The organism is Agrobacterium sp. LEGMi-208b (genome assembly GCF_059511785.1).
Window position 1 is genome coordinate 269,591 of sequence record NZ_CM183446.1, and the last position, 17,773, is coordinate 287,363.

A 17,773-nucleotide genomic window follows, 5' to 3' on the forward strand; every position below is an offset into this window, starting at 1 on the left:
ACCGCCATGATCCGCCTTCCGCGCGTGCTCGGTGTCACGCGGCCAGAAGCGGTATAGAAGAATGTCCCACCGTGTAAAGCGCCGCGCTCCGGGAAAACGGGGCGGCAGTCAGAGCGCCACGAGATGTCCGGGTGAAACTTCGCGATACGCCCGCGGATTGACCGCATAATCGACCGGACGGATGGGGCTTTTCAGCTCGTCATTCGCCGCACCGCGCCGCGTATTCCGGCGGTCCGGATCCGGTACCGGCACCGCGGCCATCAGCTTGCGGGTATAATCATGCTGCGGATTGTCAAACACCGCCGCACGCGGGCCGATTTCGACGATTTCGCCGAGATACATTACCGCCACCCGATGGCTGACGCGTTCCACCACGGCCATGTCATGGGAAATGAACAGGAAGGCGAGATCGAGGCTCTGCTGCAGATCCAGCATCAGGTTGATGACCTGCGCCTTGATCGAAACGTCCAGCGCCGAGACGCTTTCATCGGCGACGATGACCTTCGGCTGCAGCGCCAGCGCGCGGGCAATGCAGATGCGCTGCCGCTGGCCGCCGGAAAACTCGTGCGGGTAACGCGCCGCCATATCCGGCGAAAGGCCGACCTTTCTGAGCATGTCGGCCACCACATCCTTCGCCTCGCGGGCGCTGCCCATGCGATGCTCCAGAAACGGTTCGGCAATCGCAGCCCCCACCGTCATACGCGGATTGAGCGAGGCGAAAGGGTCCTGAAAGATCATCTGCACCGTCTTGCGCATCTCGCGCATGCCCACCTTGTCGAGGGTGAGAATATTCTCGCCATTCACCACCACCGAACCGGCATCCGGCTCGATCAGCCGCATGATGGCACGACCGGTGGTCGACTTGCCGCAGCCGCTTTCGCCCACTAGCGATAGAGTCTCCCCGGCCCTCAGATCGAAGGACACGTTTTCCACCGCATGCACCCGGCCGCTGAGCCGTCCCAACAGGCCGGAGTGAATGTCGAAACGCTTGGTCAGCCCCTCCACCTTGAGCACCGGCTGGGCGCTGGCATCGACGGTATCGGCCGGACGAGCCGGTTCCTGCGTTTCCCCCGTGGTGGTGTTGACGATGGGAAAGCGGAGTGGTCTTTCCTCGCCCTTCATCGATCCCAGAACCGGAACGGCGGACAGAAGCGCCCGGGTATAGGGATGTTTGCCGCGATGGAAGATATCGGCCGTCGCGCCGACTTCCACCTGCTCGCCGCGATACATGACGACGGTGCGATCGGCGATCTCCGCCACCACGCCCATATCGTGGGTGATGAACAGGACGGAGGTGCCCTCCTCTTCCTGAAGCGTCTTGATGAGATCGAGAATCTGGCCCTGAATGGTCACGTCGAGCGCCGTCGTCGGCTCGTCGGCGATCAACAGCTTCGGCCGGGACGCGAGCGCCATGGCGATCATCACCCGCTGACGCATGCCGCCGGAAAAGCGGTGCGGATATTCATCGAAACGCGAAGCGGCCGAGGGGATGCGGACTTTTTCGAGAAGGCGGATCGTCTCGGCCCGCGCATCGGCTTTCGACATCGGCTGATGGCACAGCAGGGCTTCGGAAATCTGGTCGCCAATGGTGAAGAGCGGATTGAGGCTGGTCATCGGCTCCTGGAAGATCATCGCCACCTCGTTGCCCCGCACCCGCCGCATGGCGTCTTCGGAAAGGGAAAGCAGGTTGCGACCACCGAGCAGGATTTCACCCTCAACCCTGCTGCTTTCCCGGTCCAGCAGCCGCATGATGGAGAGCGATGTCACGCTTTTGCCCGAACCGCTTTCGCCGACGATCGCAACCGTCTCGCCGGGGCCGACATCGAAGGAAATATCACGCACCACGGGTTTCCAGCCGCCATCCACGAAAAAGGACGTGGTGAGATTGCGGACGGAAAGCACGGCATCTTCGGCACCGAGCGGTGCTGCCTGCGGCATGGTCATGATCGTTCCCTTCTTTTCTTCTCGTTTGAACTGTTCAGGCTCGGCGTTGCCGCCTGTTTCTTCTCCCCGCCGGGGAGAAGGTGGCCCGAAGGGTCGGATGAGGGGGCACCCTCACCGAATTTCGGGACGCTAGCCCCCTCATCCCGCTGCCGCGGACTTCTCCCCCTCGGGGAGAAGAAACTCGTGGCACCCGCCCGCTCCATTTAATCCGGCCAGCGCAGCATGCCGTCGAAACGGTGGCGACTGCGATCTTCGAATGGCGTCGCAATCACCTCGTTGGAGGCGCGTGCCTTGTCCAACTCCTCCGCCAGCCGGGAGGCCACGATGGTTTCCTGACCGGGATGCAGATTGCAGGGGTCGAGATAGAAATAACGATGCTCCACCTCGTGATCGCGGGTGATGATCGGCGGATTGCCCTTAGCCAGCGCCGTCGTCAGGTCCCATGCGGTGATATGCGCCTCTTCGGCATCGATGATGACACGCAGCCGGTCGAGTGGGTTATTGGTCGGGTCGGGCTCGATCAGCGCCGTCACACCCGGGCGTCCGTCCAGCGTCTTTTTCCAGAGGTCGAGGTAGCCGGTTTCGCGCTCGCGAATGCCGGCATGGTCGCGCTTTTCCCAGGCTTCCAGTGCCGCCATGACACCATAGATGCTTTCCTTGCCGACCTTCATGCCACGGCCGATGCCCATGTTCTGCAGGAAGGCGTTGCGCACCAGTTCCTTACTTCCGGCGACGATGCCTGATGTGGGACCGCCGAGGAACTTATGGCCGGAATAGAGCACCAAATCCGCGCCTGTGGCCAGAAACAGTTTCAGGTCATATTCGGAAGCGGCATCAACGATGACAGGCACGCCCTTGGCATGGGCAATTTCAACGAATTCTGAAAGATGCAGCAGGCCGTAATCCACCACATGGTGCGAGACGACATAGACCGCCGCCGCCGTTTTTTCGGTGATGGCGTTTTCCATGTGGAAACGATGGGTCGATGTCGCCTGCCCGATCAGCACCACCTTGCCGCCTCCGAGCCGGATCGCCTGATCCACCGGTGCGCCGTAGCTCACCACATGCCCCATCTGCACCAGAACCTCGTTCTTTTCCGATGTCAAATCGGGCAGTTTTTCGATGGCCAGCAGATTGTTGCCGGTGATAGCACCCGCCACGGCCAAGCTGATGCCGGAGGAGCATGAGGCCGTGACAAAACCAGCCTCGCCGCCCGTCAGCCTCGCAATCACCGCGCTCGCCTTGCGCTGCAGATCATTGATCTCGACGAATTGCGGCAGGATGGCCGCCATGGCTTCGACCGCTTCCGGAACGACGATGGAAGCGCCGAGCGAGGTCATGGTGCCCGAGACGTTGATGACCGGGCGAAGGCCGATCCTGCTTCTGATATCCTCGGTCATGTCTTTCTCCTGTCCTTGCGATGCGATGGGCATCGACATATATGCCATAATAATGTAATAGCTTCTCAAAATGCATGAGGAGCCAAAATTGGACGCCCATAGACTGGACGAAACATCTTCAACCGCGCTGTCCGACGCGACGGAAAACCCGGATGCGAAGGCGGCCAAGCGCTCCCGCGTCAGCGGCATCGACCGTGCGCTTCAGGTGATTGATTATCTTTATGAAACCGGTTCTCCCGCCGGCGCTTACGCGATTGCCAAGGCCATCAAGGCGCCGCTTTCCACGGTCTATGTGATCATCGATGATCTCGTCGAAAAGAACATGCTGGCGCGCAATGCCGATGGCAATATCTGGCTCGGCGCACGGCTTTACCATTATGGCCTCGCCTATGCCCGCTCGCTGGATTTCATGGGTGTCGCCACCCACGAAATGCATGATCTCTGCCGCCATGCGGGCGAGACTGTGCAGCTTTGCGGCCGCGACGGCGACCATATGCTTGTTCTGGCCATGGCCGATGGGCCCAGCCATTTTCAGGTTGCGTCCCGTGTCGGCACCCGCGTTCCCTTGAACTGGACGGCATCCGGCCGCCTGCTCGTCGGCCACCTGCCGGAGGCGGAGCGCCTCGAACTTTTCCGACGCTGCGCCCGCTCCTCGCCCACGGGCCGTGCGGAAATCAATCCCGAGACCCTGGCGCAATCGGCGGCAGCCGCTTTCCATGACCGGCTGTCGATACAGGTCGCCGAATCCGACTACGCCGTCGCCTGCATCGCCTCGCCGATCTGCGACAACAGGGGCGAATGCGTCGCGACGATTTCCATCGTTCTGCCGGAACAGAAGGTGCTGGCGGACGAGAACCACTATACCGAACAGGTCAGGGTCTCGGCGGAACGGATCGAAAAGCTGATGGGCTGGCGCAACCATTAAACGGTCTCACCCCTTGAGCGCGACGATGGCTTCGATCTCGACGGTGATGTTGCCCGGTAGCGAGCCGAAACCCACGGCGGAGCGGGCATGCTGCCCGGCATCGCCGAACACATCGATGAAGAGATCGGAGCAGCCATTGATGACACTCGGGTGATCGCGGAAATCGCTCACCGCATTGACCATGCCGAGCAGCTTGACCACCTTTTTCACCCGCGACAGATCACCCAGCGCTTCATGCATGACGGCAAGCAGATTGATGCCGGTGAGACGCGCATGATTATAGGCCTCTTCCAGCCCGATTTCCGCGCCCACCTTGCCGGCATAGAGATGGCCGTTTTCTTCCCGCGGCCCCTGGCCCGAGAGATAAAGCATGTTGCCCTCCACCACATGGGTGACGAAATTGGCAATTGGCGGCGGCGGCGGCGGCAGGGAGATGCCGAGCGCAGCGAGCCGGTCATAGGGCGAAAGGTGCCCTTCTGCATCAAGCGAAGACTGTTTCACGCGAATTCCTCATAATGCCGGGACGGGTATCCCGTAATGTCTGCGGAAGGCGGAGTATGCCCCGCCATTCCATTCGGGTTCAGCGCCAGGAATAACCATGGCTGTGGCGCACCAGCTTGCGCGCCCTTGGAATATAACGGCTGGCGGCGATGGCCTCGGCACCGATGACCGCGTAACGCGGCTCGAACAGACGCGTCAGGCGCGCCACATCGCCATTTGAATCGGTCGCTTCCAGATCGGAATCCACGAGATCGAAAATGGTGAAGTCGGCGCGCTGGCCAACATCAAGACGGTTTTCCATATCGAGCCCAATGACGGAGGCCGGATTGCGGGTAACGGCCTCGATGACATTTTCGAAGGGCATATCAACCGACAGCAGCTTCGACATGGTCGTCGCCAGATCCCAGACCGGGAAATTCATCGAATGGCCATGCAAATCCGTCGAGATCGAGAAGGGCAACAGGCCACGCGCAATTGCCGCTTCCGCCACCTTGAAGGAGAAGGAGGCGCCACCATGACCGATATCCAGCCGGATGCCTTCACCGGCGCAGCGTTCGGCAAGGTTGAACAGGTCCTCGTCTTCCATGATGCTGGAGCCCGACTTGCCGTTGAAGCAATGGGTCACGACATCACCGGGGCCGAGGATTTCCAGCACCTCGTCATAAAGTGCCGGCGGTTCGCCCACATGCACCATCATCGGCACTTTCAGGATCTTGGCGATCTTCTTGCCGAGCTTGACCGGCGTCACACCCCAGGAGCCGGTGATGACATGGCTCGCCCGCACCTTCAGGCCGACAATATGTTCGCTGTTTTCCGCGTAACATTCGAGAATGCGATCAAGGTCTATATCCTTGATGTCGCGCAGTTCCGGCACCCGGTTGCAGGCGACAAGGCCGATGGAACCGAGATTGAGAAAGGCCTTGATTCGCTCTCTGGAGGGTTCGATGATATATTCGCGGAACCCATGAAAATTCGCCTCGCCGGCCGAGCCGGCATCCACCAGCGTCGTCACGCCGCGCTCAGCCCCGCATTCGGAAGGGCGGATGGAGATATCGGTGCCGCCGTGCCAGATATGCACGTGCAGATCCACCCAGCCGGGCGAGATGAAGGCGCCTTTGGCGTCAATGCGCTGCGCATCCGCAGGCGCCTGCAGGGCTGAGCCTACCGCGGCGATCTTGCCGTCGCCGCCGATCAGAATATCGGTCGAGGCCTGGGACGTCCCCTTTCCGAAACCGACAGGTTTGACATTGGTGAGAAGAATGGGAGCTTGAAGAGGCGTTTTCGCCTGTTCGCCGGACGACATATTACAAATCCCTTCGCAGTCTTGGGTCGAGCATGTCCCGCAGCCCGTCGCCGACCATTTGCAGCGACAGCACGGAAAGAATGATGGCAAAGCCGGGGAAATAGGTCATCCAGTCAGCCTGACCGATATATTGGCGGCCGGCGGAAATCATGGTTCCCCAGGTGGGTATCTCGGGGCTGACACCGAGCCCCAGAAACGACAGGCCCGCCTCGGCCAGCATGGCGCTGGCGAAAAGGAAGGTGCATTGCACGAGGATCGGCGACACCAGATTGCGCAGCACATGCCGCGTCATGATGTGGAAGGTGGAAATGCCGAGCGCTTTTGCCGCTTCCACATAGGGCAACTCACGGATCACCAGCGTCGAGGCGCGCACGATGCGGGCAAGGCGCGGCGAATAAACCACGGCAAGCGCAATGATGACCGTCGTCAGTGACGGGCCGAGTGCGGCAACCAGCGCAATCGCCAGCAGAATATCCGGAAAGGCCATCATCGCATCGATCAGTCGCGCAATCGGCGTATCCAGTTTCTGGAAGAAACCGGCGAGCAGGCCGAGGGTGATGCCGATCAGCGCCGAAAGCGCCACCACGGCGGCCCCGACCAGAAGCGACAGTCTTCCGGCGTAGATGGTGCGGGAAAACACGTCGCGGCCGAATTCGTCGGTGCCGAACCAGTAGAGTTCACTCGGCGGCTTCAGCCGGTTGACGATCGACAGTTTCGATGGCGAATAGGGCGCGATCATCGGCGCGAAGACGGCGAGCAGCACGAAGACGAGCAGCACGATGAGACCGGCGGCGACTGTCTTGCGCTTCAGGAGGCGTCGAATGAACAGGATCGTCGGGTTGCGCGCCGGTGGGGTGGTGGAAACAATATCGGCCATCAGTAACGAACCCTCGGATCGACCAGCAAATAAAGCATGTCGATTGCAAAATTGATGAGCACGTAAAGCCCGGCGATGACGAGAAGCGCGCCTTGAATGACCGGGTAATCACGGCGAAGCACGGCGGAGACGACAAGATTGCCGACGCCCGGCAGACCGAAGACGGTCTCGGTGACGACGGCGCCGGAAATCAGTACGGCGGCGGTGAGGCCAAGCACGGTGAGGATGGGGATCAGCGCATTTTTGAGCGCGTGTTTCATCACCACCCGGCGCTCCTTGACGCCCTTGGCGCGGGCAGTGCGGACATAGTCGTCACCCAGAACATCCAGCATCGAGGCGCGCGTGAAGCGCAGAATGAGGGCGGAGGAAACGAGGCCGAGCGCGATTGCCGGCAGGGTCAGATGATACATCCGCTCAAGGAAGCTCGCCCCCGGCCCGCCGTAACCCGACACCGGGAACAAATCGAGCCGGACGGCAAAGATCTGCATGAGGATGAGACCGAGCCAGAAGCTCGGAATGCTTGCCGCGAGCATCGCCATCGTGGTCGCGGCCTGATCCACGAAGGAACCCCGGCGATAGGCGGCATAAATGCCGATGGGAAGCGCGATGACGCTGGCGATCAGCAGCGAAAATATCGTCAGAAAGAAGGTGGGTTCCGCCCGGTCCAACAGGGCCGATCCGACGGGCATGTTGAGAAAGATCGACTGGCCGAGATCGCCCTTCAGCAATTGACCGATATAATAGACATATTGCACGCCGAGCGACTGATCGAGGCCGAGCCTGCCGCGTAGCTCCGCAATATCCTGCGCCGAGGCATCCGGCCCCAGCATCACGGCGGCCGGGTCGCCGGGCGTGACGCGCAGGATGACGAAAACGATGGTGACGACCAGGAACATCACCACGATCATTCCCGCAAGTCTCTGGAAAATATACCGTATCACGTATGAAGGCTCCAAAGTGCGTGATTGCCGCGACCAGGCGACGGTTGAACTGGGTTGACGATGAGTGCCGGTAATTCCGACACTCACAATGGCAATATCGAACGTTCCCTTCCCGCGTCCGCCTTATACTCCACCCTCATTCCTGTGCTCGTCACAGGAATCCAGCCAGCCCAAGTCCTTGGGCTGAAAGGACTCTTCTCGCCGCGCAGACGCGCGTCGGCTGGATTCCTGTGACATCCTCGGGCTTGTTCCGGGGAACAGGAATGAGGGCGGAGGCGAAGCAGGCACAATAGGTCCGGTGTGACAGAGCGCCGGATGCAAGACCCGACGCCCAATGACCACAAGGGCGTTATTTCGTAACCGAGGCGTTCCAGAAATAAGGCCATGGAGCCGGATCGACGCCTTCCAGCTTGTTGGACTTGGCCGCCACGGCATTGAAGTCGCCGATCTTGATGAGCGGCAGCTCGTCATAGATCGTCTTCTGCACATTGGCCCAGAGCGCGACACGCTTGTCCGGATCCGCCTCGGAGGTGAAGGCGTCAACAGCAGCCTTGCGCGCCGGCGTATCCCACCAGCCCGGCGAGCCGGTGGAGAGCGCACCGATCAGCGCCGGTTCCGGCAGGAAGGGGCTGTGGGTGATGTAGATGTCCCAGAGTTTCGGATCGGCGCGGCGCTGCGTCAGCGTCGCCCAGTCCACCACCTGCATATCCACCTTGAAGCCAGCGAGTTTCAGATATTCCGCAGCGACCTGCGCCATCTTGTAGTGGAACTCATATTGACGACTGGTGAGAATGCGAAGCGGCTCGCCATTATAACCGGCCGCCTTCAGCTTTTCGGCAGCGGCCTCCGGATTGCCGACATTATAATGACCTTCGACGCCCTCTTCCGAATGCCAGGAGAAATTGTCAGGATAATAGGCGCCATCGAGCGCATAAAAATCAGTGCTGCCAAAAGCGGCCGCCAGCATGTCTTCCATGTTCAGCGCTTCGGTTACCGCCTTGCGGACCTCCAGCTTGGAAGAAAGCCCTTCCTTGGTGTTGAACACGAAGACCGGATAACCGAAAGGCTTCAGCATCAATGGTTGCGAGGCCGATGACGATTTCACCTTGTCGAAGGATTCCACCGGAATGGAATCGACGTAGTCATACTGACCGGAAACGGCGGCCTCGACACGGGTGTTCGGATCGGGCACCGGAACGAAGCGAATTTCATCGAGATACTGATGGCGTGCGCCGCCATATCCGTCGCTTTCGCCATCGCGCGGTTTGTAACCGTCGAAACGGACGAGCTGGATATACTGGTCGGCCTTGCGTTCCTTCAGCATATAGGGACCGGTGCCGATGAATTCGGCCATCGGCTCCGCCTGTTTTTCGGCTGGCAGAATGATGGCCGCCGAATTATTGAAGGCAAGCAGCGAGGCGAGCGGCGCATAGGGCTGCTTGAGGGCGATCGTCACCGTTCCGGCATCCGGCGCGGAGATATTCTCGATGAATCCCGCTGCCTGTTTGCCGCGCGAGGCGATCTTCATCCAGCGACCCAGCGAGGCGACGACATCTTCAGACGTCATGTCGCTACCATCATGGAACTTGATGCCCTGCCTGAGCTTGATCGTATAGGTTTTACCGTCCGCGCTGATCTCGGGAAGGCTTTCCGCCAGAAGCGGCGTCACCTTCCAGCCCTTGTCGAAGGTATAGAGCGTTTCGAAAATATGCTGCGTGACGATGCCGACGAGATCGGCGGTGGATGCCATGGGATCGAGTGTCGGCGGCTCGCCGATCGTGGCGACATTGATCACGCCGCCCTTTTCCTGGGCCATCATCACACCCGGCGCAAGCAGCAAAGCGGCGGTGGCGAGAAATGCAAGTTTACGTCTCATGGTCAAGCTCCCAGCTCTTATGTGTTCCATTATTATGTTATATGCATCTTTATAACAGAATATCTCGATAAGGCGCCTTGTCAATGACCATGCGGCACGATGATGGGTTTCCGCGACCGGAGAAACGCAAGACAGGTCTATGCGAGAGGTGGAAACTGGATGTAAGGCGATGAAATAATGGAAATTTCGCCAAAAAATACGGTGAGCCGTGAAATCCATCTTTCCCCGCCGATGCAGCGGGAACGATGGCTGGCGTTTGACCGTAAAGGAAGAAAGGAAATCCGGAAGGTTGGATATTTCGCATTTGCGAACAAAGTGCTATTAAGGAGGGGACCAACACCTGATCGCCACCGACATAACCGCACATTCTTATTTATCGTTACGCTATTTAACGCCACCAGCCGTGTTTTTTAAGGGCTGCAGACAGAGCTGATATTCTACACCGCCACACTTTATTCCATGGCGGAACATTAATTTTTATTACGTTGAAATTATTGAGGAAATCATGAAGACGGCAATCGTGCATGACTGGCTCACCGACAGAGGCGGGGCCGAAAAAGTGCTTCACAACCTTCTTGAAATTTATCCTCACGCGGATCTGTACTGCCTTGTCGATTTCATGAGCGAGCGCGACCGGGGGTTTCTTGGCGGTCGTCCCGTCAACACCTCCTTCATCCAGAAGCTGCCTTTCGCCCGGAAAAAATACCGCTCCTATCTGCCGCTGATGCCGCTCGCCATCGAACAGTTCGATCTGAGCGGTTACGACCTCGTGATTTCCTCGAGTTACGCGGTCGCCAAGGGCGTCATCACCGGGCCGGGCCAGTTTCACGTCTCCTATATCCATAGCCCGATCCGTTACGCCTGGGATCTCCAGCACCAGTATCTCAAGGAAACCAGAATGACGCGCGGCGTTACCTCATGGATCGCGCGCGCCATCCTTCACTATATTCGCATGTGGGACATCCGCACCGCCAACGGCGTCGACCTGATGACGGTCAATTCCAAATTCATCCGCAACCGGGTGCGCAAGTGTTACGGGCGCGATTCCACCGTGATCTATCCGCCGGTGGATACGTCCCATCTTTCCCCGTCAGACCTTAAGGGTGACTATTTCGTCACCGCATCCCGGCTGGTGCCTTACAAAAAGGTGCACCTGATCGTGGAAGCCTTTGCAAAAATGCCCGACAAACGGCTGGTCGTCATCGGCGACGGGCCGGACATGAAACGCATCCGCGAAATCGCCGCGCCGAATGTCGAAATCCTCGGTTTCGTCGGCAATGAGGAGCTTCACAAATATATGGCCGAGGCCAAGGCCTTTGTCTTTGCGGCAGAGGACGACTTCGGCATCGTGCCCGTCGAATCCCAGGCGCTCGGCACACCGGTCATCGCCTATGGCAAGGGTGGCGTGCTGGAAACCGTCGTTCCGCTTGGCGCGTCCAACCATCCGACCGGCCTTTATTTCGGCGAGCAGACACCGGAGGCGATCCGCGCCGCCGTACAGGAATTCGTCGACAATTCCGATCGCTTCGACAAGAACGCCTGTGTCGCCAATGCCGCCCGCTTCTCACGCGAGCGTTTTTTGCAGGAATTCGCGGATACCGTGAATTTCGCGCTGGCTGAGCGGGCATGACGAAATTGCAAAAGCATTTACAAAACAATTGCTTGGAATTGACTTCAATCAACCGCGAAAGAAACCGCGCAAGCGTGACAAAACTGCACTAGCGCGATCCGTAAATCGAAGTGATTATGGCAGGTGACCGAATATTGAAGCATAACAATACTGACACCATCAGGGGATTCGAACATCGCGCCTCGCCGGGAATTTTTCGGCGCAGTTGAGCGATGATGAACTTGAAGCATCGTCTGAAATTGGGCATATGCCTGATGGAGACGTAAACATCTCGGGATGCGATTCCGCTGAACGGATGTAATGCCGGTTTGGAGTTTCTTTACCGGTGTCATTTATGAAGTGCTTATTTTTAAAAACTTATACGATGTCCGGATTATTTCTGCTTTTCGGACGACATTCATTTCGAGGACCAAATGCGTTTATTGAATGTTTCGATTCTGCTTGCCTCTGCAGCACTGGCGGGTTGCACGGTGACTGCGGCCTCCGGCCCCGATGCGGCGTCGATCGAATCTAACGCTTCCGTGAAGTTCGCCTCCAAGGACAAGCAGAAAACCGCAGGTGTCGATTACGCGCTGCTCGATATCAACAGCTCCGTTCTCAACTACGTCGGCGATACCACAAACACCACCCTGCTCGGCAGTTTCGGCGGCGGCAAGGGCGGCGTTCCGGCGCTGCCGATGGGCGTCGGCGACGTGGTGACGGTCGCGATCTTTGAAAGCCAGGCCGGCGGCCTGTTTATCCCGGCCGATGCGGGCAGCCGTCCCGGCAACTTCATCAGCCTGCCGAACCAGACGGTGGATCGGGAAGGCAATATCAGCGTTCCCTATGCCGGCAAGATCCGCGCCACCGGCCGCAATGTCGAGGATGTGCAGAGCGAGATCGAGGAACGGCTCGCCAACCGCGCCATCGAGCCGCAGGTTCTCATCACCAAGATTTCCAGCCGCTCCGCACAGGCCTCCGTGCTTGGCGACGTCAAGGAGCCAACAAAGGTTCAGCTGTCGGAAGCGGGTGATCGCGTTCTCGACGTCATCTCCTATGCAAAGGGCCTCAGCGCCCCGAATATCGAATCCTATGTCACGCTGATCCGCCGCGGCAAGACGGCCCGCGTCAACTATAACCACCTCGTCAGCACGCCATCCGAAAACATCTATGTGGTTCCGGGCGACACGATCATGGTGGAGCGTGAGCGCCGCACCTATCTCGCCTTCGGCGCGTCGGGTCTCAATGGGCGTTTCGAGTTCGAGGATGCCGATCTCAAGCTCTCGGATGCACTCGGCAAAGCAGGCGGACTGCTCGATTCCCGTGCCGACCCCGCTCAGGTCTATGTCTATCGCATCGTCAAGCGCGATCTTCTCGTGAAGCTCGGCATCAATACGTCCAAGTTCCCCGGACAGGACGTTCCGGTCATCTTCCGCGCCAATCTGCGCGATCCGTCGACCTTCTTTGCCGCCACGAAGTTCCCGATGCAGGATCGCGACATCATCTATGTCACCAATTCGCAGGCAACCGAACTTTACAAGTTCCTCGATCTTGTCGGCTCCGTACCGGCAACGACGGGCAATGTCGCCGACGACGTGCTTGCGACGCGCAACGCCATCCGGGCTTTCTGATCGTCGGCGTCTCGCCGCTGATACCAAAGCCGCCTCGTCTCCGGGGCGGCTTTTTCTTTGGCCGCAATGGGCAGCGAACGCAAACACGGTCTAGCATGGGCTTGTGGCATGAACGGAAACCGTCTGCCCCAGCCCTAACCCCAGCCACTGCCACTCCCCCTGCCCCAGACGGACAAGGCATATAGCGACGGTCATTGTCGCCGCCATTACAAAAGTTTAAGGTGATTTCGCAGCGCATTGGGTGTCTTGTGGGGGAAAGCTGCTCCCAAGGCTTACCGCACATGTTCGGGAAACATGTATCGCTCTCATTACGCGGAATCGTCAGATGAAACGTTTCTGGACCGCCCTCAGCGTTCTTGCCATCGCAGCCGCCGGTGCCTGGTATTTTAGGGATCGCCTGCCGCTCGATCAAGTTCCCTATCTCAAGCAATTTGCCAGCGTGTCTCCCAAGGCCGACGCCGAAACGGCAACGCAGTCCTCTCGAAGCGGTCAGCCGGCGCGGCAGCAGGGACAAAGACAGGGCGGAGGGCGGCGCAATGGCGGGCCACCCACCGTCAGCACCATCGCCGTCGGCAAGGCGACACTGCCCATGGATGCAACGGCGACGGGTTGGGCGGTTGCGGCCGACATCACCAATATCGCGCCGCTTCAGGCCGGCCTCGTCATGGAAATCGCGGCGAAGGACGGTCAGCATATCAAGGCGGGCGACCTGATCCTCAAGATGGATGACCGCATCGCCCGTGCCTCTGTCGACAAGGACAAGGCCAATATCGCCGCGGATCAGGCAACGCTGGAGCAGACGGAAGCCGCTTTCCAGCGCGCCGCCAATCTCGTCAAGCAGAGTGCCGAATCCCAGCAGGTGCTGGATCAGGCAAGGGCGGCGCGGGATAGCGCCAGCGCCAAGATCGATGCCGACCGCGCAACGCTCGCCTCCGACGAGGTGACGCTCGAACATATGGAAATCCGCGCGCCCTTCGATGGGCGGCTCGGCGATATCAGCGTCAGCCCCGGCGCCTATCTGAGCGCCGGCGTCAATATCGTGACGATCACCAAATACGATCCGATCTCGGTCAGTTTCCGGCTTTCCCAGCGCTACCTGCCGCAATTGCGCGAAGGCGTGGCGAAGGATACTGCAGTCGATGTCGACCCCGTAGCGACGGGAGGCGAGCCGATGAGCGGCGTGCTGCGGTTCTACGACAATACGGTGGACCAGACCTCCGGCACGGTATTGGCCAAGGCGGAATTCAAGAATGATCGTGGTCTTTTATGGCCGGGCCAGTCCGTCAATGTCACGGCGCACTTCGTTTCGGACGATGAAATGATCGTCGTGCCGACGGTCGCCGTGCGGCCGGGGCCGAAAGGCAATTTCGTCTATACCGTCGATAGCGAGCATCATGTCCATATGACGCCGGTGGAAGTCGCACGCTCGAATGGCGATCTTACCGCCATTGCAAGCGGCCTCAATGGCGGCGAGCACATCATCATCGAGGGTCAATCCGAACTTGCCGACGGCCAGTTCGTGGTCGAACAATTTTCCGACAAGGGCGGCGCGGCGGGCAATCTGGCCGCCAATATTCCGCAGGAAAAGGTTGGCGGCCAATGATCCCGAATTTCTGCATCAACCGGCCCGTCGCCACCACACTTCTCGCCATCGGCCTCGTGCTGGCCGGACTTGCCGGCTTCCGCCTGCTGCCCGTCGCCGCCCTGCCAAAGGTGGATTTCCCGACGATCAACGTCTCGTCGTCGCTTTCAGGCGCTTCGCCGCAAACCATGGCGACATCGGTCACCACGCCGCTGGTCAAGCAGTTCGAGACCATTCCCGGCGTCAGCGAAATCAGCGCCACCAATACGCTCGGCAACAGCTCGATCGTCCTGCAGTTCGATCTCAACCGCGATATCGACGCGGCGGCGGCCGATGTGCAGGCGGCGATTTCGCGCGCACAGCGGCAATTGCCGAGCAACATGACGACAACGCCGAGCTATCGCAAGACCAATCCGGCCGACGCGCCGGTGCTGCTGCTCGCTGTCAACAGCAAGGAAATGCCGACCAGCAAGGTGGATGAAATCGCCGAGAACATCATCTCGCCGCTTCTTTCCACCATTTCGGGCGTCGCGCAGGTGAGCATCTACGGCGCGCAGACCTATGCCGTGCGCATCGGCCTCGATCCCACCCAGCTTCAGGCAAGAGGGCTCGGCGTCGACACCGTCACCACCGCCATCGCCCAGGCGAATAATCAGGTGCCGGTCGGGGCGCTACAGAACGACAATCAACGCCTGACCATCGAGGCCGATACCCAGCGTACCGATGCGGCGGCCTTCCGCTCACTGGTGGTCTCGACGAATAATGGCGCGCCCATCCATCTCGGCGATATCGCCAATGTCACCGACAGCATCGACAACACCAATGCCGGCAGCTGGTTCGACGGTGAACAGGCCATCGTTCTCGCCGTGCAGCGCCAGCCGGACGCCAATACAGTCGATGTCGTGGACGCCATCAAGGCGAAGCTGCCGGCGCTTCACCAGCAATTGCCGCCTTCGGTCAATATCAACGTCATGAATGACGCCTCGACCGCCATCAAGGACGCGATTTCGGACGTGCAGTTCACGCTGTTCCTCACCATCGGATTGGTGGTTGCGGTCATCTATCTCTTCACCGGACACCTGACGGCGACCATCATTCCGGGCCTTGCCGTGCCCCTGTCTCTCATCACCGCCTTCGGCATGATGTATGTTCTGGGCTACAGCATCGACAACATCTCGCTGCTCGGGCTGACACTTTCGGTGGGGCTGGTGGTGGACGACGCCATCGTCATGCTGGAAAACATCCTGCGCCTGCACGAAAAAGGCCTGCCCATGCGCGAAGCGGCGCTTCAGGGCGCGGCAGAGGTCAGCAGCACCATTCTCTCCATGTCCGTCTCACTGGTTGCCGTCTTCATTCCCATCCTGCTGATGGGCGGCGTCATCGGCAGGCTCTTCAACGAGTTCGGTATGGTCGTCACGCTCGCCATCATGGCCTCGGCACTGGTGTCGCTGACGGTGACGCCGATGCTCGCCTCGCGCCTCTCCGGCCATTCCTCCAGACCACCGGCGATCATCCGCTGGTTCGATGCGGGTTTCGAACGTACGCTGCGCGCCTATGGCCGTGCCGTCGGCTGGTGCCTTTCCCATCGCCGCATCGTTTTGGCATCATTTCTCGCCTCGGTCGCGGCATCGCTCTATCTCTTCGAAACCCTGCCTTCCAGCTTCTTTCCCCAGGAAGATATTGGCCGTCTTTCGGTTTCGACACAGGCGCGCGAGGATATTTCCTATACGGCGATGCGCGATCTCCAGGCGCAGGTCGCCGACCAGATCCGCAAGAACCCGGCCGTGGTGCACGTCACCTCCATCGTCGGCGGCAACTCCCGCAATCCACTGAACAACGGCTCGATGTTCGTGGAGCTGAAGCCCAAGGAGGAGCGTGCACCGCTTAGCCAGGTGCTGGCGGAACTGGGGCAGGCCACATCGAAAGTGGCCGGCATCCGCACCTATATCAACCCACAGCAGAGCCTGCGTTTCGGCGGACGCAGCTCCGCCAGCCAATATCAGCTCGTCGTTCAGGGCCTGAATGCCGACACGACCAATGAATGGTCGAACAAGCTGATGGAGGCGATGCGTCGCGACCACACCTTCACGTCAGTCACGTCAGATGCCCAGAACGGCGCCATCGCCGCAACCATTTCCGTCGACCCGGAAAAGGCCGCCGCCTTCGGCATCACCAATGACCAGCTGCGCAAGACGCTGGAAATGTCATTTGGCGGTTATACGGCCGCGCAGATCCAGTCGACCGGCGACAGCTACGACGTGATAGTGGAATTCGACAGTTCGAAACCGTGGAATGATGATTTCCTCAGCGATATCAACATTCTTTCGGCGAAATCTGGCGTTCTGGTTCCGCTTTCCAACTTCGCTACCCTCGCCCGCACGCAGGCGCCTGTTACCATCAACCAGACGGGCCAGCTGGTTTCCACGACGATTTCCTTCAACCTGCCGGACGGCGTGGCGCTATCCGACGCCACAAGCCGGATCGACCAGATCAAGAGCACGATAGGCCTGCCGCAGGATGTCTTCACCAGCTATGGGGGCACGGCGGCGATCTTCCAGCAGAGCCAGGGCAATACCGGCATCCTCATTCTGGCGGCCGTGCTGACCATCTATGTCGTTCTCGGCGTGCTCTACGAGAGCTTCATCCACCCGCTGACCATTCTTTCCGGCCTGCCGGCAGCGGCCTTCGGCGCTTTGGTGGCCCTGAAGGTGATGGGCATGGATTTCTCGATCATCGCGCTGATCGGCCTGTTGATGCTGATCGGCATCGTCAAGAAAAACGCAATCATGATGATCGACGTGGCCGTGGAACTGATGCGCGAAAAGGCCGAGCCGCCCGCTACCGCCATTCACGAAGCCTGCGTGCGCCGTTTCCGGCCGATCATGATGACGACCTTCTGCGCGCTGCTCGGGGCGCTTCCCATTGCGCTCGGCTCGGGCGCGAGTTCGGAACTGCGCCAGCCGCTCGGCATCGCCGTAGTCGGCGGCCTCATCGTCTCGCAATTGCTGACGTTGTTCATCACGCCTGTCATTTTCGTGGAAATGGACCGGTTCGGCCATTTTCTCACGGGATTGTTTTCCCGTCGGAAAACGGCGGAAAAACACGCCGAGCCGCAAAAGCCGGAAAAGACGGGCGAACCGGACTCCGTTGCCGCTTGACGTCGCTTTTCGAGGCGCATCAGCGC

12 protein-coding genes are annotated in these 17,773 nt (G+C 59.7%); 5 read left to right on the forward strand and 7 right to left on the reverse strand.

The window, feature by feature from the left end; genetic code table 11:
* Nucleotides 1-108: 108 nt before the first annotated feature.
* Both AC5YUO_RS16030 and AC5YUO_RS16035 read right to left on the reverse strand, forming a co-directional pair.
* Nucleotides 109-1,944: an ABC transporter ATP-binding protein gene (locus AC5YUO_RS16030; RefSeq protein ID WP_496155916.1), complete on the reverse strand. Its 1,836-nt coding sequence runs from the start codon at nucleotides 1,942-1,944 to the stop codon at nucleotides 109-111.
* Between the two features lie 203 nt (nucleotides 1,945-2,147).
* Nucleotides 2,148-3,344, reverse strand: coding sequence for an aminotransferase class V-fold PLP-dependent enzyme (locus AC5YUO_RS16035; RefSeq protein ID WP_496155917.1), 1,197 nt, complete (start codon nucleotides 3,342-3,344; stop codon nucleotides 2,148-2,150).
* Nucleotides 3,345-3,432: 88 nt separating this feature from the next.
* On the opposite strand from AC5YUO_RS16035, the gene AC5YUO_RS16040 reads away from it, so the two are divergent.
* On the forward strand, nucleotides 3,433-4,269 hold the full coding sequence (locus AC5YUO_RS16040; protein WP_496155918.1) for an IclR family transcriptional regulator: 837 nt from the start codon (nucleotides 3,433-3,435) through the stop codon (nucleotides 4,267-4,269).
* Between the two features lie 6 nt (nucleotides 4,270-4,275).
* On the opposite strand, the gene AC5YUO_RS16045 is transcribed toward AC5YUO_RS16040, so the two are convergent.
* The 5 genes from AC5YUO_RS16045 to AC5YUO_RS16065 all read right to left on the reverse strand — a co-directional run bounded on the left by AC5YUO_RS16045 (nucleotide 4,276) and on the right by AC5YUO_RS16065 (nucleotide 9,767).
* A complete protein-coding gene (locus AC5YUO_RS16045; RefSeq protein ID WP_020011822.1) occupies nucleotides 4,276-4,770 on the reverse strand; it encodes a RidA family protein in 495 nt (164 codons plus the stop codon).
* Nucleotides 4,771-4,849: 79 nt separating this feature from the next.
* The gene (locus tag AC5YUO_RS16050) at nucleotides 4,850-6,073 is read right to left on the reverse strand and encodes an amidohydrolase/deacetylase family metallohydrolase (RefSeq protein ID WP_496155919.1); all 1,224 of its coding nucleotides are present in this window, start codon (nucleotides 6,071-6,073) and stop codon (nucleotides 4,850-4,852) included.
* A 1-nt stretch (nucleotide 6,074) separates the two neighbouring features.
* A complete protein-coding gene (locus AC5YUO_RS16055) occupies nucleotides 6,075-6,950 on the reverse strand; it encodes an ABC transporter permease (protein WP_400812713.1) in 876 nt (291 codons plus the stop codon).
* Complete coding sequence (locus tag AC5YUO_RS16060) at nucleotides 6,950-7,891, reverse strand: ABC transporter permease (RefSeq protein WP_496155920.1); 942 nt, start codon at nucleotides 7,889-7,891, stop codon at nucleotides 6,950-6,952. The genes AC5YUO_RS16055 and AC5YUO_RS16060 overlap by 1 nt, the downstream gene beginning before the upstream one ends.
* 349 nt (nucleotides 7,892-8,240) lie before the next feature.
* Nucleotides 8,241-9,767, reverse strand: a complete 1,527-nt coding sequence (locus tag AC5YUO_RS16065; RefSeq protein ID WP_400812715.1) for an ABC transporter substrate-binding protein — start codon at nucleotides 9,765-9,767, stop codon at nucleotides 8,241-8,243.
* 505 nt (nucleotides 9,768-10,272) lie between these two features.
* Between AC5YUO_RS16065 and AC5YUO_RS16070 the strand changes: the two genes are divergently transcribed.
* The 4 genes from AC5YUO_RS16070 to AC5YUO_RS16085 all read left to right on the forward strand — a co-directional run bounded on the left by AC5YUO_RS16070 (nucleotide 10,273) and on the right by AC5YUO_RS16085 (nucleotide 17,747).
* A complete protein-coding gene (locus AC5YUO_RS16070) occupies nucleotides 10,273-11,397 on the forward strand; it encodes a glycosyltransferase family 4 protein (protein ID WP_496155921.1) in 1,125 nt (374 codons plus the stop codon).
* A gap of 413 nt (nucleotides 11,398-11,810) precedes the next feature.
* Entirely contained in the window at nucleotides 11,811-13,007 is a 1,197-nt protein-coding gene (locus AC5YUO_RS16075) for a polysaccharide biosynthesis/export family protein (RefSeq protein ID WP_496155922.1), read from the forward strand.
* Nucleotides 13,008-13,332: 325 nt separating this feature from the next.
* Entirely contained in the window at nucleotides 13,333-14,610 is a 1,278-nt protein-coding gene (locus AC5YUO_RS16080) for an efflux RND transporter periplasmic adaptor subunit (RefSeq protein WP_496155923.1), read from the forward strand.
* Nucleotides 14,607-17,747 (forward strand): efflux RND transporter permease subunit, encoded by a 3,141-nt coding sequence (locus AC5YUO_RS16085; RefSeq protein ID WP_400812720.1) that lies wholly within the window; start codon nucleotides 14,607-14,609, stop codon nucleotides 17,745-17,747. The genes AC5YUO_RS16080 and AC5YUO_RS16085 overlap by 4 nt, the downstream gene beginning before the upstream one ends.
* The last annotated feature ends 26 nt before the right edge of the window (nucleotides 17,748-17,773 follow it).